Below are 19407 nucleotides of genomic sequence, written 5' to 3' on the forward strand. Positions count from 1 at the left end.
AACCCAGTTTAATGTCAGGGCAATTACCCTCTGTTCACGCAGCCTGCTCGGCTGCCTCGAAATTGATCTGCGCCTGCTCCCGCACCTGGGCCCGCCGCAGTTCCCACAGTTCGCGCAGCTTGTCCGAGCGCAGTTCGCGTTCGTCCGACTCCGAGACAAACCCGACTTCGCCGTTGCCGTCCGCCACGGTGCGGCTGAAGCTCCATTCGCGCGAGAATTCCGGCTTGATCGCGCCGGCGTGCTTGGTCGGCATGGCGCAGATCAGTTGCATGCCAAGGTTGTCGCGCAAGAATTTCAAGACATCGCGCGCGCGCCCTTCATCCATCTTGGCGAACGATTCGTCGTTGACCAGCAGGTGCAGGCTGGCGCCCTTCTCGAAACGCTTGAGGCGGTTGGTGACGACGGCCGCGTGGATGATGTAAGCCGGCGTTTCCAGCTGGCCGCCGGAACCGGTGCCCCATTCCGACAAACGCACATGCGAACCGGTATCGGATTCCTTGTAGATTTCATAGCGGCGGTAGTTGCGGTAATCGGCAACCCGCTGCAGTTCCTTGACCGCCTTGTCTTCGTCGTCCGACAGCAGCAATTGCACCAGGCGATCGCGCACCTGGCAGTTTTCCGCGCTCAGGACAGGATCGGCAAATAAGTTGCCGGCTTCCTGCGTATCCGACATTTCCGAGGTGGCGCAAAAGAAATCATAGTAAGCCTTGAATTCCGGTATCCATTCCGACCAGTCGATGCGGAATTTATCGGTGCCGAACTTGAGCTTGTCGAGTTCGGTGTTGAGCGTCTTCAAGGTGCGCACGCCGGTATCGACCGCATTGCGGATTTCGTAGCAGAACTGCTTGGTGAATACATCGTTGAACGACGCTTCGGCCGTGCGTAGCTGCTCCAGGTTCTTGATCAGGCCGATATCTTTCTGCCGCGTCAGCTGGGCTCGGGTACGTTCCTGCAAGGTCACCATCAGCGCGTACAGCGGCGTGAAATCGCCATCGCGCAAATCGTCGCCCTGCGCCGTTTCAAACCGTTCGTCAATGCGCGCATGGGCGTGGTATTCGCCCAGGGCGTTGCGGGCGTCGCCGTACAGCTGCCAGCTGAGTGCGGTCTGTTTGGCGACGCCGGCGGCGGCTTGCGATTGCGAATAGCTGCCGTCGTTTACCCACGCCGCCACTTCGTCCGTCAGCGCGGTGAAAGACAGGCTGCCGTTGACGATGCACAGGTCGCGCAGTTTTTCGGTGTCGCCGTCGACCCGCGCCTGCTTGGCCCCGAGGCCGAAATGCAGGCGCGTCAGCGCGGCCTGGTGGCCCTGTATGGCCTTTTCATGGCCGCCGATATTCTTGCTGCAAGCGGTCTTACGCGCTTCCAGGGCGGCGATTTCAATGCCCAGGGCTTCCGCTTCGTCTTCCAGCTTGCTGACCTGGGTCAGGTCAAGCCGGCCCAGGTCCTGGCGTGCAGCGTCGAGCTCGCGCACCAGGTTTTCCAGTTCGTCGATCGCGGCAAACGACGGACACTGGAGTTGCCCCATCAAGGCCAGTGCGCCCTGCAGCTCGCGCAGCTGGGCGCGTATCCGGGTCAGCTCCTGCTCTGCGTGCGCATGCTCTTGTTCGGCGCGCTGCTTGGCGAGGCGCTTGGCTTCCTGGCCGAACACCAGCAGGTCGGTATCGGCGGTGAACATGGTGCGCGAGCCGCTGCCCTTGCCGTCCCTGGTCAGGCCGCGCGAAGTATGGCGCAAGGCTTCGGTGTCGGCTACCTTGACCACCTGGCCGAACTGGTCGTGCAGATAGGCATGGGCAATCGGATGCTCGGTGCTCAGTTCGTGCACGATCGAGTCGCTCGGGGTTCTTTCGATTTTCAGGTTTTTCAGGCAGAAGCTGCCCTGGATCACATTGGCGCGCAGTTTCTTCTGCCGCACGAAATCGATGGCCTTGCCCTCCCACGCCTGGTCCACCACCAGGTTGAAACGGGCGCCGCCGAGATACCCTTCGATCGCTGCTTGCCACTCTGTCGACAGAGGCTCCACCAGGTCGCACAATACCTGCGCCCGCGCCGCGCCCAGCTCGGAGCGGAACTCCTTGAGCGCATGGCGGATATGCTGCGGATAGTCGGCGCCGCCTTCGGCCAGGTTGGCTTTGCGCGAGGCGGCGTCTTTTTCGTGGCGCAAGGCGTCGTGCTCGGCCGTCCGCAGCTGCGCAATCTGCGTGTGCAAGGCTGAAACGAAACTGTGTTCCGTGCCGGCCAGCGCAGCGTGCAGTTTCCCCAAGGCGGCATCGACGCCTTCAAAGCCGCTGACCAGCATCAGCGATTTCAGCACGTCCACTTCGTCCGCCTTGGCCAGCTCGGCGATGCTGCGCAGGTGGGTCGCGAGGTCCAGCGTGCCGGCTGCCGACAACGCCAGCACTACCTGGCGCGCGGCGTTGGCGATTTCCTTCTGTTCCGGCGGAATCTGCATGCCGGCCACGCTGCGCGCCGCGGTTTCCAGCTGCTGGGCGGCCAGCGCGTTGTGCTGCAACGCGCTGAACACGGCCTTGATCTTGCCGTCGTTCTGCTCGATCTGGTTCTGGATCCGGCTCTTCTGTTCGGCCGCCGGGATGCCCATCATCTGCGCATGGATCTGCGTCAGGCTGCGGTTCTTGGCGCCGCGGTCCTGCTCCAGCTTGTCGGCGTTCTCGGTTTCATCGTCGATCAGCGCCTGCAATGCCTCGATGGCCGAGGTAGCGGCTTCCAGCTGGCGCTGGTCTTCGCGCAGGGCCAGCGACGACACCAGCAGCTGCGACTGGCTGGCGGATTGATGCGCGCGCGCCGTGTCGCCGACAGCCTTGCCGAGCAGCTCCAGGCGCTTGACGTTGTCGCTCAGGCGTTCGCCTTCCTTGCGCAGCTCGTTGACCTGGCGCATCAGCTTGCTGATCTGGCCGATGCGCTGCGACAGCTGGCTAGTGTCGAGTTCCAGGATCTGGTGCTTGACCAGGTCGTCGACGCTGCCGATCGGCTTGTGCGCGATCGACTGGCTCCAGGCCCGCGCCGCGCTTTCCGCTTCGGCGAAGGAGACGGTTTTCTGGCCACGGAAGCGGCCGTACAGCTGGCACAGGTACTCGCGCTTGCTGTCGCGGAAATTGGTGATGCCGCGGTATTTCCCGGCCAGGTGATGTTCGATTTTTTCCACCGCCACCACCGCCATGCCGCCGTCGATCTCGGTCGACGTCAGGTCGCCCAGCTGCAGCGCGACGCCGTCGATGATCAGCAGCGCCAGACGTTCCGACACCGCCTGGCGGCGCTCGCCGGCGCCGTCGACACGGGCGGAAGCCGCCACCAGCGCGGTGAATTCGCGCCCTTCCTCGCCCTCGCTCGGCTTGAACACCGCGGCGATGTAGCCGTGCGCGCCGTTGGGACGGGCGAACAGGTTATCCTCGGCCCCGACGATGTAAGACCACAGGGTACGCTTGGTCTTGCCGTTGCGCGCGCCCTGGGTAGTCTCGTCCTGGCCCGGGTTGTAGCTGAAAATATTCTGGTAGACAGCCGTCATCACGGTTTGCAAGGCGTCCAGCATGGTCGATTTGCCGGAGCCGGTGGGGCCGGTCAGCAAAGTCATGTTGCCCATCGGGTATTCCTGCGAGCGCAGGGCGCCCCAGTTAACCAGGATCAGTTTATCCAGCTTCATTCCACGTTTCCTTCTATGCCTTGCGCTGTAAATTCGTCTTCCGCTTCGGCTTCGACTTGCAGGCTCACAGGTTCTGCCTCGCTGCCGGCGCCGGCCGGCAGCGGCTCCGATTCCAGCGCGGCTTCCAGCATGTCGTCGCTGATGATGCCGAGGATGGTCGGCCGGATCGCCAGCAAGGCGTCCTCATCGTCCATCGAAAAATTCGGCGCCAGCCGGATCAGGCGATGGCGCTTGAGATCGTTGAGCAGGCGTTGGCGCTCGATGCTGGTGGGCGGCAGCGCGCGCTTCAATTGCGTCTGCAGGGTCGCCGACAATTCCTCGAAGCGCGTCAGCACCTCGCCGGAATCCGTCAGGCGGTTGCCGCCTTCCGACAAACCCTGCTGGTACTGGAAGCGCAGCGCCAGCGCCGCCGCGACAAAATCCGGCGACAGCCGGGCGCGCAAACCGGGCACCGCTTCCAGTCCGTCTTCCGGCAAACCCGGCACTTCGGCGCCGGGCGCATACAGGCGAAAGAATTCGCCTTTCAGGTTGTGCTCAAGACGGAAGCCGCCGAGCTGGAAATAATCGCCCAGGCAGGTTTCGATGCGGCGCGCATCGTCGTACAAGCGCTGCTCGACGCCGTCTTCCTCGCGCAGCACGATGCCGGCGGCGAACAGGCGTCCGACGATTTCGCGGAAACGCTCCAGCGACAGGTTGTGCAGCGCCAGCTGCTGGTGCAGTGTTTCATTCAGGGTCATGTTTCATCTCGATCTGGTAATCGTCGCCGGCATAAAACTCGTTCCAGAGCTTGCTCGGCAATTTCTGCACGGTGAGCCGGCCGTCGCGCGCGCCGCGCACGGCTTCCACCACCTGCATGTTGTTGAGGACGTCGGTGGTGGTCGCCACCGGCAAGGTCGACAGCCGGATCGGCCGGTCGCGCAAACGCAGCTCAGCGCGGATCCGGTGCACGATGTCGTCGTTGGAGAGGGCGAAGGCGTCGGCCTCGGCGCGGTACATGGCCGCCGCCAGCCGGGCGTCGCGCGTCACTTTCGGCTGTGCCGTCACGGTCAGCGCCTTGCGCCGCTGCGAAGCGCTGCGCAGCTTGAAGCCGGCCGGATCGAGCAGGCGGATTTCGGCCGGCGCGATGGCGGCGCCGATCCGTTCCAGCAAGGCGTCCTGCGCCGCGCCGCTGAGCTTGGCGGTCTTGCTGATAGCCACGCTGTAGGCTTGCCGGGTCTGGCCGCCGCGCAGCATCAGCGCCTGCTGCACGATGCTGGCGGCGCGCTGCATGTAGACGCTCATGGCCTTGATCAGTTCAGGATGCTTGGTGGTGCAAGCCGCTTCCACCATTTCTTCGATGCGGTCCAGCATCCATTCCAGCGTTGACGGCCCTTGCCGTTCCTGGCTGGCCCAGCGCGCGATATCGTTGAGCTGGTCTTCCAGCGCCTGCGACTTGTCATGCTCCAGGCTGTGCAAACGGGCGATCACGTCGCGGATCGCTTGTCGATGGCGTTCGATGCTGTCGGCCGTGAGCTGCTTCTTGAATTCCTTTTCGAAGCGGTCGAGGAATTCCATGAAACCGTCCCATGGCGTTTGCGATGCTTCCAGCATCAGGCGCCGCACCAGCTCCTGGAAATAATCGACGCCTTCCGACAAGTCGCTGATCACTTTTTCGGCGTAGTCGTAGGCGTCGATCAGGTCGTAGGCGTCGACATTGCGCAACGCGGCGTTGAGCGCATTGCGGCAGCTGCGCACGTTACGCTGGCGGGTACGCGCGCTGCGCCGGTCTATGGCCCAGAACGCTTCGGCAAACAGCTTGCCGGCGCGCGTGAAGCGGTAGGCGGTGACCAGGCCGGCGCGGTCGCCGAAGGTCTCCAGCCAGCCGTCCCTGAGCAGGGTGCGCAGCAATGCGCTGCTGCTTTGCTGGTCGTCGGCGCCGGCGGGAATCAGATCGTCGTCGGCCAGCCCTGCATCCGCCGCTGCCTCTTCCTGCGCCAGCATGACCTGGCGCGACTCCTGCACCACCGGCAGCAGCAGGTCGCGCAAGCCGTCGCGCGTCAGGTTCTGGCCATAATCGGCGCTGGGACCGTGCAGCCGCTCATACAGCGCACGCACGCAAGCCACCACCACGCCGCGGTGCTTGCCGGCCAGCGGCCTGAAAAAATTAAGTCGGTCTGGTTCAAAAAACAATCGGGTTGCCTGCCTTAGCTACGGAAATGCGTTACAAAAATGCGTTGCAAAAACGAAAATATATCGGGTATTGGCGCCTGGCGATATTGCCGGCGGCGTAATTGTGTAAATTAAAGCCTAACCCGCCATTGTAAAGGGTCGCGCCGGCGCGCACCGGCTATATCGAGCCGGTATTTTATACAGTGGACAGAAAGCCGGGCCATCCGTAACATCCATTGCTAGTGGACTGTAACAGCCGATTCGGGAGTGAAGGGCACGTATCCGACGTGCAGGGCAAGGCGCACAGCGGAGCAATAGCGAGACTATTGCGAGCATGGGCAACGCCGCCATGCGCGTCGGATACGTGACAAGCACTTCTGAATTGGCTGTTACAGTCCACTAGAATGCCGCCAGACATTCCCCGCCTATCCGCCAGGAGACACCGTGCCATCGAGCCGCCCCACCAGCCATCCCAGCATGACGATCCAGCGCAAACCGGGCGCCAGCGGCCTGGCAGCCTTGGCAACACCGCTTGGCGCGCACTGATGCGCCGCCGCCGCCCATGATCCCCTTGTCCCTGCCCGCGGCTCCGGCCAATGTCATCGCTGCCGACGGCCAGCCATGCATGGGGCGCTATGCCGGCCAGACCGGGACCATCGACTGGTCGACCCTGGCTCCGCCCTATGCGCGCGGCAAGCTGTGGCGGCGCTTCCATCACAAACGCTGGCAATACGTGGCGCTGTCGACGCCGCGGCTGTTGTGCGGGATCGCGATTGTCGACGTCGGCTGGACCAATACCGCTTTCGCCTACGTCTTCGACCGCCAGCTGGGCAAGCAGATCGCCGGTTTTTCGCAAGACGGCATACCTGGCCTGAGCGCCAGGGTCAGCGACCGGCCGGACGGCGCCAGCCGTTTCCACTGTTTCGGCAACCGCATCGATTACCAGCCGCCGCTCGCCGGCGCCGAGGATGGCGGCAAATACCAGCTCAGCGTGCAATGCGAGCAGTTCGAGCTCGAGGCTCAATTCGACGCCAGCCAGGCCGCTCCCCTGTTCCTGGCAGTGGGCCCGATTGTGCACGGCTCGGTGCACGCCACCCAGAAATCGCCGGGCATGCCGCTGACCGGCGAAGTGCGCGCGGGCGACGAGCGTTATGAGCTGGACGGCGGCGTCGCCAGCTTCGACTATTCGAACGGCCTGCTGGCGCGCAATACAGAGTGGCGCTGGGCCTCCGCCCATGGCCTGGATATCGGCTTCAACCTGCAGGCCGGTTATTTCGGCAAGCAGGAAAACGTGCTGTGGCTGGACGGCCAGCTGCATGCGCTCGGCCACGTGCGGTTCGAGTACGACCTGGCGGCGCCGCTGGCGCCGTGGCATATCTATACCGACGACGGCCTGCTCGACTTGCAGTTCATGCCGGAAGGCGCGCGCCACGAAAACAAGAACCTGCTGGTCGCCGCCACCCGCTATATCCAGCCGATAGGAAGTTTCAGCGGCTGGGTCAAGCCGGAGCGCAATGCCGCGCCGCGTCCGGTGGAGCACCTGGTGGGCGTGACCGAGGAACACTTCTCGCGCTGGTGACGTTGCCCCGCACCAACACAGCGATTTGCAATTTTCCAACACCTGCCGCATTTCCCCTGCATCGCCAATATGTTTGGTATACCATTGCCGACCAATTTTTCATTTGTGAGGCGAGGCATGTCAAACGCTTGCGGCGTGGATTTCGGCACGTCTAATTCCACCGTCGGCTGGAGCAGGCCCGGACAAAGCGCCTTGCTGCCGCTGGAAGACGGCAAGGTCACCTTGCCTTCGGTGGTGTTCTTCAACGCCGAGGATGACGCCTTCAGTTTCGGCCGCGCCGCGCTGAGCGCTTACCTGGCCGGCTACGAGGGGCGTTTGATGCGCTCCCTGAAGAGCCTGCTCGGCTCCAGCCTGATCGACGCCCAGACCGAGGTCGGCGGCCGCGCGCTGCCGTTCCGCGCCCTGCTGAGCCATTTCATCGCGGAATTGAAAACCCGCGCCGAACAGGCTGCCGGCAAGGATTTCCAGAGCGTGGTGCTGGGCCGCCCGGTGTTTTTTGTCGACGACAACCCGGCCGCCGACCAGCGCGCCGAAGATACGCTGGCGGAAATCGCCCGCGCCGTCGGTTTCCAGCACATCGCCTTCCAGTACGAACCTATCGCCGCCGCCTTCGACTATGAATCCAGCATAGAGCGCGAGGAACTGGTGCTGATCGCCGACATCGGCGGCGGCACCTCCGACTTTTCGCTGGTGCGCCTGTCGCCGCAGCGCGCCGGCAACAGCGAACGGCGCGACGACATCCTGGCTACCGGCGGCGTGCACATCGGCGGCACCGATTTCGATAAATACCTGAGCCTGTCCAGCGTGATGCCGATGCTGGGACTGGGCAGCCGCCTGGTGAACAACAGCGAAGTGCCGTCCAGCTATTACTTCAACCTGGCGACCTGGCACACCATCAACCAGATCTATACCCGCAAGGCGTGGCTGCAGCTGAAAGACGTGCAGCGCGAAACGGTCGAGCGCGAGAAATTCAGCCGGCTGCTGGACCTGGTGGAGCAACGCGCCGGGCACTGGCTGGCGCTGCAGGTGGAGCAAGGCAAGATCGGCTTGTCCGACGCCGAAACGGTGCAGCTCAGCCTAGACCGTATCGCTCCCGGCCAGGCCCTGAGCCTGACGCGCCGGCAGTTCAACGATAGCATCGCGCACCTGGTGGGCACGGTGGAAGACACCGTGGGCAACCTGCTGCGCGATGCCGGCGTAACGCCGGCGCAAGTCGATACGGTATTCTTTACCGGCGGCTCCAGCGGCGTACAGCTGCTGCGCCACAAGATCGCAGCCCTGGTGCCGGCGGCAAAAGCCGTCGAAGGCGACCTGTTCGGCAGCATCGGCGCCGGCCTGGCGCTGGATGCGGTGCGCAAGTTCGGCTGAACCTGGCAGCCTGTCGGACTTAGGATGATCGGCTGCTAGCCGGCGCTGTCGTCGGTTTTATCCGCCTTGCCGCCGCGCTTGCGCAAGCCGGCAAGCTCCGACAGGCGCATGCCTTCGGGGATCGCCAGGCGTTTGCCGTGGCCGATCCGCTGCGCGTGGTAAATCCCGGTATGGCCGGAAAACAGATAGCTGACGACGCAGGCAATGCCGGCCAGCACGCCGATCTCCGGTCCGAACAATTCGATCGCCATGATGGTCGACGCAATCGGCGTATTGGCGGCGCCGGCGAATACCGCCACGAATCCCAAACCGGCCAGCACCGGAACCGGCATCGACAGCAGCTGCGCCAGGGCGTTGCCCAGCGTCGCACCGATATAGAACAGCGGCGTCACCTCGCCGCCCTTGAAGCCGGACGCCAGGGTCGTCACCGTGAACACGATCTTGCCGGCGAAGTCGTACGGCGGCAGCGGTTTCTCGAATGCCTCGACGATGGTCGGAATCCCCAGCCCCAGGTATTTGTCGGTGCCCGGCAGCAAAGCCAGCAGCAGCACGGCCACGCCGCCGGCGAACGGCCGCAGCGGCGGGAACTTGATGAGGCGCTTGACCAGGCGCGACAAGCCGTGGGTCGCTTGCGCGAACAGCATGCCGACCAGGCCGAACACGATGCCGGCGGCCAGCGTCGCGGCGAAGATCGCGATGCTGAAATGCGGCACGAAAGGGATCGCATAGTGGGTGTGGTGCACCCCGAGCAATGCCGGCACCTGGTCGCTGACGATGGCGGCGATGAAGCACGGCAGGATGGCGTCGTAGCGCAAGCGGCCGATGGCCAGCACTTCCCGCCCGAACACCGCGCCGGCCAGCGGCGTGCCGAACACCGAAGCGAAACCGGCGCTGATGCCGGCCATCAGCAGGATACGGCGCTCGTCCGGCCCGAGCCGGCCGATGCGGGTCACCATGTCGGCCAGGGCGCCGCCCATCTGCACCGCCGTTCCCTCGCGGCCGGCCGAGCCGCCGAACAGGTGGGTGATCACGGTGCCCAGCAAGATCAGCGGCGCCATGCGTTTCGGCACGATGCGCCGGGGATCGTGGATTTCGTCGATCAGCAGGTTGTTGCCGCCTTCCACCGACTTGCCCAGCAAGTGATACGCCAGGCCGACCGCAAACCCCGCCAGCGGCAACAGCCACAACAGCCAGCGATGCGCGTTGCGGGTATCCGTGGCCCACTCCAGCGATAGCAGCAGCGCTGCCGACGCCAGGCCGGCCAGGGCGCCGACCACCGACGCCAGCACCAGCCAGCGCGCGAGATACACCAGCATCAGCAGCTGTTCAGGATAATTTGTTTTTTTCATGGATAAAGGTGCGAGATTTGAAGGACTCAAACCTGGATGGCAAGGAAAGCGCGCACGCCTGCAGATCCCGTCCAGGAACTTGCAGGCATCATCAGCTGCGTTTGGCTGGAGAGTTTGCGAAGGCTCAAGTCAAAAGCGGCGGTTCAGGGAGGAATGCCATCTCCGAAATACTACGCCAGCATTGTGCCGGACACTGATATCCGGCGCAAGCCTCACCTCAGGCCGGGTCGAAACTGGTCAGCTTCGCCAGCGCGTCCAGCCACCAGGCAAGCGCAGGCCCGACTTCGCGGTCCGGCCGGTACACGCATTGCATCGGCAGCGCCGCTCCCTCCGGCGGATGTCCGGCAGTCTGGATAAGCACCAGCCGGCCGCTCGCCAGGTCGTCCGCCACCACGTGCCGCGGCATGTAGCCCCAGCCCATGCCGGCCCGCAGCAAGGCGTGCTTGGTGCCAAGATCGCTCATGCGCCAGGACAGCGAGGAATGCACCGAAAAATCCTGGTTGGCGGTGAGCGCGCTGCGGTCGCTCAGCACCAGCTGCACCTGCTGCTCCAGCACATGGCCGGGGATGCGGCCGCTGAACTGCGCCAGCGCATGGGCCGGCGCCACGACACCGACCAGCAGCACCGTCGGCAAGCTGATGCGCAGCAGATTGGGGGGAACGATAGGCAAGGTGCCCAGCACGCCAAGCATCGCCACGCCGTCGAGCACGCGCTCGGCGACCGAACCCAGCGCTTCGATCTCCAGCCGCACTGTAACGCCGGGAAACGCCTGCCGAAAATCGCCCAGCAACATCACCAGCGCCGCGGTCGGGAAAAACACATCGAGCGCCAGGGTGATTTCCAGTTCCTGCCCGTGCGCATAGGCGGCCGCGCGCGCCTGCAGGGCATCGACCTGGTCCAGCACCTGGCGCGCATCGCGCAGCAGCTCGATGCCGGCGGCCGTCAGTTGCGGCCGGTAGCTGCTGCGGTCGAACAAGGGCAATCCAAGCTGGTTTTCCAGCGTGCCGATGGCATAGCTGACTGCCGACTGGGCCCGCTTCAGCGCCTTCGCCGCGGCCAGGAAACTGCCGCTGTCGGCCACCTGGGCGAACACCCGCAACTGATCCAGCGATAGCCGTTCGATATTCATGGCGATCCAACAATATCCAATAATTAGATATTGATTATCTCAAGATTATCAATATCCGGCCAGGAATAAGGGGCATAAGATGGTTTCGTCCGCTGCACCAGATACGCAATCATCACTCGATACAGCGGCTTGCAAACGCTTACTCACATCGAAACCCTTTAAAACCCTTTTATAGACTGGAACCATCATGCAAACTTCACCAACACTGTATCGTATCGGCCGGGTCCTGCTGGCCTCCCTGTTCGTCATTTCGGGCCTCCTGAAAATCACCGCGTTTTCCGGCGTGGTCGGCTACATGAGCAGCCTCGGCATCCCATTCGCGACTTTCGCCGTGCTTGTCACCATCCTGGTCGAAGTCGGCGGCGGCCTGGCGATCATGACCGGCTGGAATGCGCGTCCCGCAGCGCTCGTGGTAGCGCTGTTCACGGTCGGCGCCACCCTGGCGGCGCATCGTTTCTGGCAGGCCGATCCAGCCGGCGTGCAAAACCAGCTGAATCATTTCCTGAAAAACATCTCGATCATCGGCGCCCTGCTCATGCTGGCGGCGGTCGATACGGATGCGAAAAAATAAGCGCGACCTGCCCGGAGAAATTTATGAACAAACCTCTTTTCAACCGCCAGCTCGAACGCCTGGTCACCGGCATCAACACCCAGGACGGCGCCGGCGTCAGCCTGGTGCGGGTCCTCACCAACGACCTGCAGCGCCGGCTCGATCCGTTCCTGATGCTCGACAATTTCCATTCGGACAAACCGGAAGACTATCTCGCCGGTTTCCCCGACCATCCGCACCGCGGCTTTGAAACCGTCACCTACATGCTGGCCGGCCGCATGCGCCATCGCGACAATGCCGGCAACGAAGGCTTGCTGCAGGCCGGCGGCGTGCAGTGGATGACGGCCGGCAGCGGCCTGGTGCACTCGGAACTGCCGGAACAGGAAGACGGCCTGATGAGCGGATTCCAGCTGTGGCTCAACCTGGCGTCCGGCGACAAGATGGTCGCCCCCAGCTACCGCGACCTGCAGGCCGACCAGATTCCGCAGGTTTCGCCGCAGCCCGGCGTCAAGGTGAAGGTGATTGCAGGCGCCGCTTTCGGCACCGCCGGCGCGGTGCAAAGGCCGCACACCGAGCCGCTGTACCTGGACGTGCAGCTGGAGGGCGGCCAGCAGCTGGAATTGCCGATCCCGGCCAGGCACAACGCCTTCCTGTATGTGTTCGAGGGCGCGCTGCGCATCGGCGAAGACGGCCGCAGCGCACCGGCCGGCCGCATGGCGATCCTGAGCAACAGCGCCGATGCCGCCGGCGTCAGCCTGCAGGCGCAAGGCAACAGCCGCTTCCTGCTGATTGCCGGCAAGCCGCTCAACGAGCCGATTGCGCAGTGGGGGCCGTTCGTGATGAACACCCGCGAACAGGTAGAGCAGGCGATCCAGGATTTCCGCGACGGCAAGATCTGAGAGCGTGAAAAGAGAAAGGGGCGAGCAATCCACTCGCCCCTTTTGTTATGCTTACCGGACATTTCATTATTCCGGCCGGCCATGACACGCAAGCTCTTCTGGCAAGATCCTTACCGCACCACGCTTGACACCAAGGTCGTGGCCGTCGACAGCGACCGCATCCGCCTCGCGGAAACCATTTTCTTCGCCTTTTCCGGCGGCCAGGAAAGCGACCACGGCACCGTGGCCGGGCATCCCGTGCTGTCCGCGGAAAAAGACGGCCTGGACATTCTCTACACGCTGGCTCCGGGACATGGCCTGCAGGCCGGCAGCGCCGTCGAGGTGGCGATCGACTGGGACCGCCGCTATCGCCTGATGCGGCTGCACTTCGCCGCCGAGATGGTGCTGCAGCTGGTGTACAAGCTGCGGCCCGGCATCGAACGCATCGGCGCCCATATCTCGGCCGACAAAGGGCGCATCGACTTTGCCCACGAAGGCAGCATCGCCGTGCTGCTGCCGCAGATCGAAAGCGAGGTGGCCGCCCTGCTCCAGGCCGACCTGCCTATCGTCACCGCCTTCACCGATGAAGCGGCGCAGCGGCGCTATTGGGAAGTCGCCGGATTCGCCAGGATGGCCTGCGGCGGCACCCATCCGCGCTCGACCGCCGAGGTCGGCGCGCTCAGGCTGAAACGCAAGAATATCGGCAAGGGCAAGGAGCGCATCGAAATCAGCTTGCTGGAGAGCGCCGCCTGAATCAGGGCTTGAAGGCGCGCTCGTACTTGCCCGCGACCTGCTCCAGCAGCGCGCGCAGCTCGGGCTCAGGATGCCAGTTGCCATTGGCCATGACGCCAAGCGGGGTCCGCAAGGTCGAGAGATCGTCCAGCGGATTTTTCGCGGAAAGCATCAAGTCGGCGCGGTTGCCCACTGCGATCGTGCCAAACGGCTCAGCGTCGGGCACGGAACGGCGGATCAGTTCACCCGGCGTGCGGGTGGCGGCGGACAGCACCTGGTACCTGCTGAGGCCGGCCTGCTCCAGGGCGCGCAGGTCGTCGTGCAAGGAAAAGCCGGGCGCCAGGCCGGGAATGGCCGGCGCATCGGTGCCTGTCACCAGAGGCACGCCGGCCTGCGCCATCTCTTTGATGAAACGTTTCAGGAATGCGACCCGGGCGTCAAGACTGCCTTGGCGTTCCGCATAATCATCCTCCCGCCAGCGAATCCGCCGCGCCGGCGTCACGTATCGGGTTTCGGGTGCGCGCAGGTAACCCTCGACGACTTCCGGCTTGCCCCACTGCTGCGCAATCGTTGCATAGGTGATGAGGTCGGCCGTGACGAAAGCCTTGTTGCGCTTGATGAAAGCGATCGCCGCCGGAATCTCGGCAGGATCAGGCGCACTGTTCATTTGCCCCGATGCGTCCGCGGTTTTTTTCTCAGGATGGGAGAACGTCGTATAAAAAAATTCTTCGGCATGGGCTACCAGGACCTGTCCCGCGTCGAGCTGGCGTTCCAGCCCGACCCGGGTGACGCCGTGGCCGATGACTGCAATCTGCTGGTTCTTGCCTTCCTCGACGAGCGCCTGGAACACGGCCGGCGACAGGTTGTTGTAGACCTTGATGAATTCGTAGCCGTTGGTTTTGGCGAGGCCGACGATGGCGCGCGCCTGCTCCGGCGTCGTCACCACGAAGTGGCCGTACTGCGGCGTCCCGTCGACCAGGAAACCGGCATAAACATGCGGTCCGGCGAGCTTGCCGCGATTGATCTCAGGCCGCACTTCCGCCATGAAACCGTTAGACGCCTCGCCCATGTTCAGCACCGTGGTGACGCCGTTGGCCAGGTAGACCAGCATGTCGCCGGTGGTGTCCGAGTGGACGTGCATGTCGGCCAGTCCGGGCGAGAGGAACGCGCTGCCGTGGCCGTCGACGATGCGCGCGTCCTTTGGAATCGGCACCGCCGGTCCGATCGCGGCGATCTTGCCGTTCTCGACCAGCACGGTCTGGTTGCGCACGATACGGTCGGTGTCCATGGGCAGCAGGTTGACCGCGACGAATGCGGTAATTGCCGCGGGTTGCGGTTGCGGCGTTTGCGCGAAGGCAGGTGGGCAAAGAAGGAGCGGCGCAGCCGCCGCGATCAAGGCGAGTAGTTTCAATTACGGTCTCCGTTGGCGTTGTAATTTGAATGAGTCCACGAGATGAAACCGAGGAAGACGCCGCTACTTGCTTTCCATCGACAATGCCAGCGTTTCCTTGATTTCCTCCATTACAACATAGCTCTTGGACTGCGCCGCGCCCGGCAGCTGCAGCAGCATGTCGCCCAGCAGTTTGCGGTACTCCGCCATTTCGCGGATGCGGGCTTTGATCAGGTAATCGAAATCGCCGGACACCAGGTGGCATTCCAGCACCTCCGGGATGCGCAGCACTTCGCGCCGGAACTGCTCGAAGGCATGCGCCGATTTCTGATTCAGCGTAATCTCGACAAAAACCAGCAGCTTGGCGCCGACCGCGGCCGGGTTGACGCGGGCGTAATAACCGTCGATGACGCCGTCGCGTTCCATCCGCTTGACGCGCTCGATGCACGGCGTGATCGACAAGCCGACCTGCTCGCCCAGGTCCTTCATCGACATGCGGCCGTCCTGCTGCAGCAAACGCAAGATATGGCGGTCCAGCTTGTCCAGGGTGCGGCTTGATTCCTTGTAGATTCTCATGTCTCGAATTTGCTGGTATTTTTAGTGTTAAATCCTGAATATATCGATTTATACAGTAACAAATGCTGTAAATTAGCTATTAGCATAGCGCTTATTACTGTAAATAAAAACCAATTCAGGCGTTAGGGAGAATCAAGATGCGGGTGCTCATTCTTGGCAGCGGTGTGGTCGGCGTCACCAGCGCCTATTACCTGGCCCGCGCCGGCCACGAAGTAACGGTCATCGACCGCCTGCCGGGTCCGGCGCAAGACACCAGTTTTGCCAACGCCGGCCAGATTTCCCCCGGCTACGCCTCGCCCTGGGCTGCGCCCGGCATCCCGTTGAAAGCACTGAAGTGGATGCTGCAAGAGCACGCGCCGCTCTCGATCACCCCCGACGGCACCCTGTTCCAGCTGCGCTGGATGTGGCAGATGCTGCGCAACTGCAGCGCGGCCCGCTACGCCGTCAACAAGGAACGCATGGTGCGCCTGGCTGAATACAGCCGCGACTGCTTCAAGGTGCTGCGCGCCGATACCGGCATCGCTTACGAAGGCCGCCAGCTCGGCACCATGCAGGTGTTCCGCAGCCAGCAGCAGCTGGACGACGCCGCCAAGGATATCCAGGTCCTGCAAGACACCGGCGTGCCGTTCGAGTTGCTGACGCCGGACCAGCTGGCGCTGGCGGAACCGGCGCTGGAAGCGGTCAAGCACAAGCTGAGCGGCGCCCTGCGCCTGCCGAACGATGAAACCGGCGACTGCCAGATGTTCACTACCCGGCTGGCCAAGATGGCCGAAGAGCTGGGCGTGCGCTTCCGCTACAACCTGCAGATCGATGCGCTGACCCTGGCCAACGGTGAGATCGCCGGCGTCCAGTGCGGCCCCGAGCACCTGCAGGCCGACAGCTACGTGGTGGCGCTGGGCGCCTATTCGACCGGCTTCCTCGGCTCGCTGCTGGATATCCCGGTGTATCCGCTGAAAGGTTATTCGATCACGGTGCCGATCGTCGACGCCGAAGCGGCGCCGGTCTCGACCATCCTCGACGAAACCTACAAGATCGCCATCACCCGTTTCGACAACCGCATCCGGGTCGGCGGCATGGCCGAGATCGTCGGCTTCAACAAGACCCTCAAGCCGAAACGACGCGCCACCCTGGAGATGGTGGTCAACGACCTGTTCCCGGGCGCCGGCAACACCGCCGCCGCCAGTTTCTGGACCGGCTTGCGGCCGATGACGCCGGACGGCACGCCGATCGTCGGCGCCACCCATATCCGCAACCTGTTCCTCAACACCGGCCACGGTACGCTCGGCTGGACCATGTCTTGCGGTTCGGCGCAGCTGCTCTCCGACCTGATCTCCGGCAAGCGGCCGGCGATTGCCGCGGATGACCTGGCGGTCGGCCGCTACAGCAGGCATGGCGCGCAAAGCGAGCACCCCGCTTACGCCTGACGCGGTTGCTGCCGCGGCAGATATCACTGTCACCACCGTTTTCTGAACGATATACATCATGCATCCACAAGCGGCACATGCAGGCGCGATCCTGACCGTCGATCTCGACGCCCTGCGCAGTAACTATCGCCTGCTCCGCAAGCAAGCCGGATCGGCTGCCTGCGGCGCCGCCGTCAAGGCCGACGCCTATGGCCTGGGCGCGGAACGGGTCGGGCCGGCGCTGGCGGCGGAAGGCTGCCGCCACTTCTTTGTCGCCCACCTCGACGAGGGCATTGCACTGCGACCGCATCTGCCGGCAACCGCGCAAGTATTCGTGCTGCATGGGCCGCCGCCCGGCACCGGGCAGGAATTCATCAGCCGCGGCCTGACGCCGGTGCTCAACAGCCTGCAGCAGGTCCAGGACTGGCATGCGCTGGCGCAAGCGCTGCAGCGGCCGCTGCCGGCCATCGTCCAGGTCGACAGCGGCATGTCGCGGATGGGCTTGCCGGCGGCCGAAGCCGAAGCCTGGCTGGCGGACCCGCTGTACCAGCAAACCATCCCGCCGCTGTTCCTGATGAGCCACCTGGCTTGCGCCGAACACCAGGACCATCCGATGAACGCCAGCCAGCTGGCGCGTTTCAAGGCGCTGCGGCAGCGCCTGCCGCAGGTGCCGGCCAGCCTGGCCAACTCTTCCGGGATTTTTCTTGGGGCCGACTATCAGTTCGACCTGGTCCGCCCCGGCGCCGCGCTGTACGGCATCGCGCCGGTGGCCGGCGCCGCCAATCCGCTGCAGCCGGTAGCCGCCCTGCATGGCCGCATCCTGCAAACCCGCACCATCGAACGCGGCGACCATGTCGGCTACGGCATCAGTTATAGCGCCACGGAACAGCGGCAGATCGCTACCGTCGGCGTCGGTTATGCCGACGGCTGGCTGCGCGGCATGAGCAACCGCGGCGTCGTGTTCATCGACGGCAAGGCCGCGCCGATGGTCGGCACCGTCTCCATGGATTCGATCACCATCGATGTCACCGGCATTGCCGCCGAACGGCTGCAGGCGGGCACCCTGGTCGAACTGATCGGTCCCAGCCGCCCGGTCGACGACGTTGCGCGGCTGGCCGGCACCATCGGCTATGAAATCCTGACCGGCTTGGGAATGCGCTACTATCGGGAGTATGTCGGGCAGTGATGCCAGCTCTCGAACCCGCTCCTGCAATCATTTAATTTCACGCCATGTCCAATACAACCTTATCCGACCAGCTGCTCAACTGGATCGACGGCCACTTTGACGAAGAAGTCGGATTCCTGCAAAAGATCGTCCGCACTCCCACCGACACCCCGCCCGGCAATAACGCGCCGCACGCCGACGCCGTGGCCGAGCTGGTCGCCGCCTGGGGCTGGCAGGCCGAGAAGCACCAGGTGCCGGCCGCCGCCGTCAAAGACTACGGCATGGAAAGCATCACCAACCTGATCATCCGCCGCCAGTATGCCGGCGCCGGCCCGGTGCTGGCGCTGAACGCCCACGGCGACGTGGTGCCGCCAGGCGAAGGCTGGACCAAACAGCCGTATGGCGGCGAAATCGAAAACGGCCGCATCTACGGCCGCGCCACCACGGTGTCCAAAGGCGATTTCGCCACCTATATTTTTGCCGTGCGCGCACTGGAAGCGCTCGGCGTGCCGCTCAAGGGCGCGCTCGAACTGCACTTCACCTATGACGAAGAATTCGGCGGCTTGCTGGGGCCGGCCTGGCTGCTGGAAAACCAGCTGACCAAACCGGACCTGGTGATCGGCCCCGGCTTCAGCTACAACGTCGTCACCGCGCACAACGCCTGCCTGCAGTTCGAGGTGACGGTGCATGGCAAGGCGACCCACGGCTCGATGCCGGAAACCGGCCACGACGCATTGCAGGCAGCGACCAAGGTCCTGCAGGCGATCTACGCCAAGCTGCCCGACCTGAAAAAAATCAGTTCGGCCATTCCCGGCATCACCCATCCGACCATGATCGTCGGCCGCATCGACGGCGGCACCAACACCAATGTGGTGCCGGGCAAGGTGGTGCTGAAGATGGACCGCCGCATGATCCCGGAAGAAGACCCGGCGGCTGTCGAAGCCGACGTGCGGGCCATGATCGCTGCCGCTGTCGCCGATCTGCCGGGCATCCGCGTCGACATCAAGCGCCTGCTGCTGGCGCGCGCGCTGCGTCCGCTGCCGGGCCACGAAAAACTGCTGGCCAGCGTGCAAAAGAATGCGCAAGCCGTTTTAGGCGAAGCGATTCCGGCCATTGGCTCGGCGCTCTATACCGATGCCCGCTTGTACGGCGAACACGGCATTCCGGTGGTGCTGTACGGCGCCGGTCCGCGCACGCTGATGGAATCGAACGCCAAGCAGGCCGATGAAAACCTGGCGCTGGACGACCTGCGCAAAGCCACCAAAGTGGTGGCGCTGACTTTGCTCGATTTCCTCGCGCAATAGACCACGATTGCCGGGCGGCCCCGAGCACCTCCCGGCAGACATCCCGATGTTGGTGTAAGATTAGCCATCGCTCGAGCGCACAAGATCATGTCTGTGCCGCATCCCGGCAGTTCCTGCCAGCGCTTTCACCCGCCGTACATATTTAACCCGGCGCCAGCAACTGGCGCTACTCCAAGCATCC

The 19407-nt window shown here is 63.9% G+C and carries 15 protein-coding genes and 1 riboswitch; of the genes, 8 read left to right on the top strand and 7 right to left on the bottom strand.

From position 1 onward, the window contains the following. Positions 1 to 34: 34 nt before the first annotated feature. The 3 genes from BM062_RS08020 to BM062_RS08030 are packed head-to-tail and all read right to left on the bottom strand — an operon-like array spanning position 35 to position 5824. The gene (locus BM062_RS08020; RefSeq protein WP_092395579.1) at positions 35 to 3655 is read right to left on the bottom strand and encodes an ATP-binding protein; all 3621 of its coding nucleotides are present in this window, start codon (positions 3653 to 3655) and stop codon (positions 35 to 37) included. Next, a complete protein-coding gene (locus BM062_RS08025; protein WP_092395581.1) occupies positions 3652 to 4392 on the bottom strand; it encodes a DUF4194 domain-containing protein in 741 nt (246 codons plus the stop codon). The genes BM062_RS08020 and BM062_RS08025 overlap by 4 nt, the downstream gene beginning before the upstream one ends. Further along, positions 4379 to 5824 carry a Wadjet anti-phage system protein JetA family protein gene (locus BM062_RS08030; protein WP_092395583.1) on the bottom strand — a complete coding sequence of 482 codons (1446 nt, stop codon included), beginning with the start codon at positions 5822 to 5824 and terminating at the stop codon, positions 4379 to 4381. The genes BM062_RS08025 and BM062_RS08030 overlap by 14 nt, the downstream gene beginning before the upstream one ends. Positions 5825 to 6335: 511 nt before the next feature. Here BM062_RS08030 and BM062_RS08035 point away from each other — a divergent pair. Both BM062_RS08035 and BM062_RS08040 read left to right on the top strand, forming a co-directional pair. After that, entirely contained in the window at positions 6336 to 7382 is a 1047-nt protein-coding gene (locus BM062_RS08035; RefSeq protein WP_254784993.1) for a DUF2804 domain-containing protein, read from the top strand. Positions 7383 to 7499: 117 nt separating this feature from the next. Continuing rightward, the gene (locus BM062_RS08040; protein WP_092395585.1) at positions 7500 to 8750 is read left to right on the top strand and encodes an Hsp70 family protein; all 1251 of its coding nucleotides are present in this window, start codon (positions 7500 to 7502) and stop codon (positions 8748 to 8750) included. A 35-nt stretch (positions 8751 to 8785) separates the two neighbouring features. Here BM062_RS08040 and BM062_RS08045 read toward each other — a convergent pair whose 3' ends face one another. Next, on the bottom strand, positions 8786 to 10099 hold the full coding sequence (locus BM062_RS08045) for a voltage-gated chloride channel family protein (RefSeq protein WP_092395587.1): 1314 nt from the start codon (positions 10097 to 10099) through the stop codon (positions 8786 to 8788). A gap of 75 nt (positions 10100 to 10174) precedes the next feature. Continuing rightward, positions 10175 to 10272, bottom strand: a riboswitch (Fluoride riboswitch). Between the two features lie 44 nt (positions 10273 to 10316). Next, entirely contained in the window at positions 10317 to 11228 is a 912-nt protein-coding gene (locus BM062_RS08050) for a LysR family transcriptional regulator (RefSeq protein WP_092395589.1), read from the bottom strand. A gap of 187 nt (positions 11229 to 11415) precedes the next feature. On the opposite strand from BM062_RS08050, the gene BM062_RS08055 reads away from it, so the two are divergent. The 3 genes from BM062_RS08055 to BM062_RS08065 all read left to right on the top strand — a co-directional run bounded on the left by BM062_RS08055 (position 11416) and on the right by BM062_RS08065 (position 13409). Then, entirely contained in the window at positions 11416 to 11799 is a 384-nt protein-coding gene (locus tag BM062_RS08055) for a DoxX family protein (protein WP_092395591.1), read from the top strand. A gap of 23 nt (positions 11800 to 11822) precedes the next feature. Continuing rightward, complete coding sequence (locus tag BM062_RS08060; protein ID WP_092395593.1) at positions 11823 to 12677, top strand: pirin family protein; 855 nt, start codon at positions 11823 to 11825, stop codon at positions 12675 to 12677. An 81-nt stretch (positions 12678 to 12758) separates the two neighbouring features. Continuing rightward, positions 12759 to 13409 (top strand): alanyl-tRNA editing protein, encoded by a 651-nt coding sequence (locus tag BM062_RS08065; RefSeq protein WP_092395595.1) that lies wholly within the window; start codon positions 12759 to 12761, stop codon positions 13407 to 13409. A gap of 1 nt (position 13410) precedes the next feature. On the opposite strand, the gene BM062_RS08070 is transcribed toward BM062_RS08065, so the two are convergent. Both BM062_RS08070 and BM062_RS08075 read right to left on the bottom strand, forming a co-directional pair. Then, positions 13411 to 14799 carry an amidohydrolase family protein gene (locus tag BM062_RS08070; protein WP_139220011.1) on the bottom strand — a complete coding sequence of 463 codons (1389 nt, stop codon included), beginning with the start codon at positions 14797 to 14799 and terminating at the stop codon, positions 13411 to 13413. Positions 14800 to 14862: 63 nt separating this feature from the next. Next, complete coding sequence (locus BM062_RS08075; RefSeq protein WP_092395599.1) at positions 14863 to 15354, bottom strand: Lrp/AsnC ligand binding domain-containing protein; 492 nt, start codon at positions 15352 to 15354, stop codon at positions 14863 to 14865. Positions 15355 to 15491: 137 nt separating this feature from the next. On the opposite strand from BM062_RS08075, the gene BM062_RS08080 reads away from it, so the two are divergent. From BM062_RS08080 to BM062_RS08090, 3 genes are read left to right on the top strand one after another with little or no spacing between them, the layout of a single operon-like run. Further along, positions 15492 to 16778, top strand: coding sequence for a D-amino acid dehydrogenase (locus tag BM062_RS08080; RefSeq protein ID WP_092395601.1), 1287 nt, complete (start codon positions 15492 to 15494; stop codon positions 16776 to 16778). A 58-nt stretch (positions 16779 to 16836) separates the two neighbouring features. Continuing rightward, positions 16837 to 17943, top strand: a complete 1107-nt coding sequence (gene alr, locus BM062_RS08085; RefSeq protein WP_092395603.1) for an alanine racemase — start codon at positions 16837 to 16839, stop codon at positions 17941 to 17943. Between the two features lie 44 nt (positions 17944 to 17987). Continuing rightward, positions 17988 to 19226 carry an ArgE/DapE family deacylase gene (locus BM062_RS08090; RefSeq protein WP_092395605.1) on the top strand — a complete coding sequence of 413 codons (1239 nt, stop codon included), beginning with the start codon at positions 17988 to 17990 and terminating at the stop codon, positions 19224 to 19226. The last annotated feature ends 181 nt before the right edge of the window (positions 19227 to 19407 follow it).

This window comes from Collimonas sp. OK412 (genome assembly GCF_900112135.1).
Lineage (GTDB): Bacteria > Pseudomonadota > Gammaproteobacteria > Burkholderiales > Burkholderiaceae_D > Collimonas > Collimonas rhizosphaerae.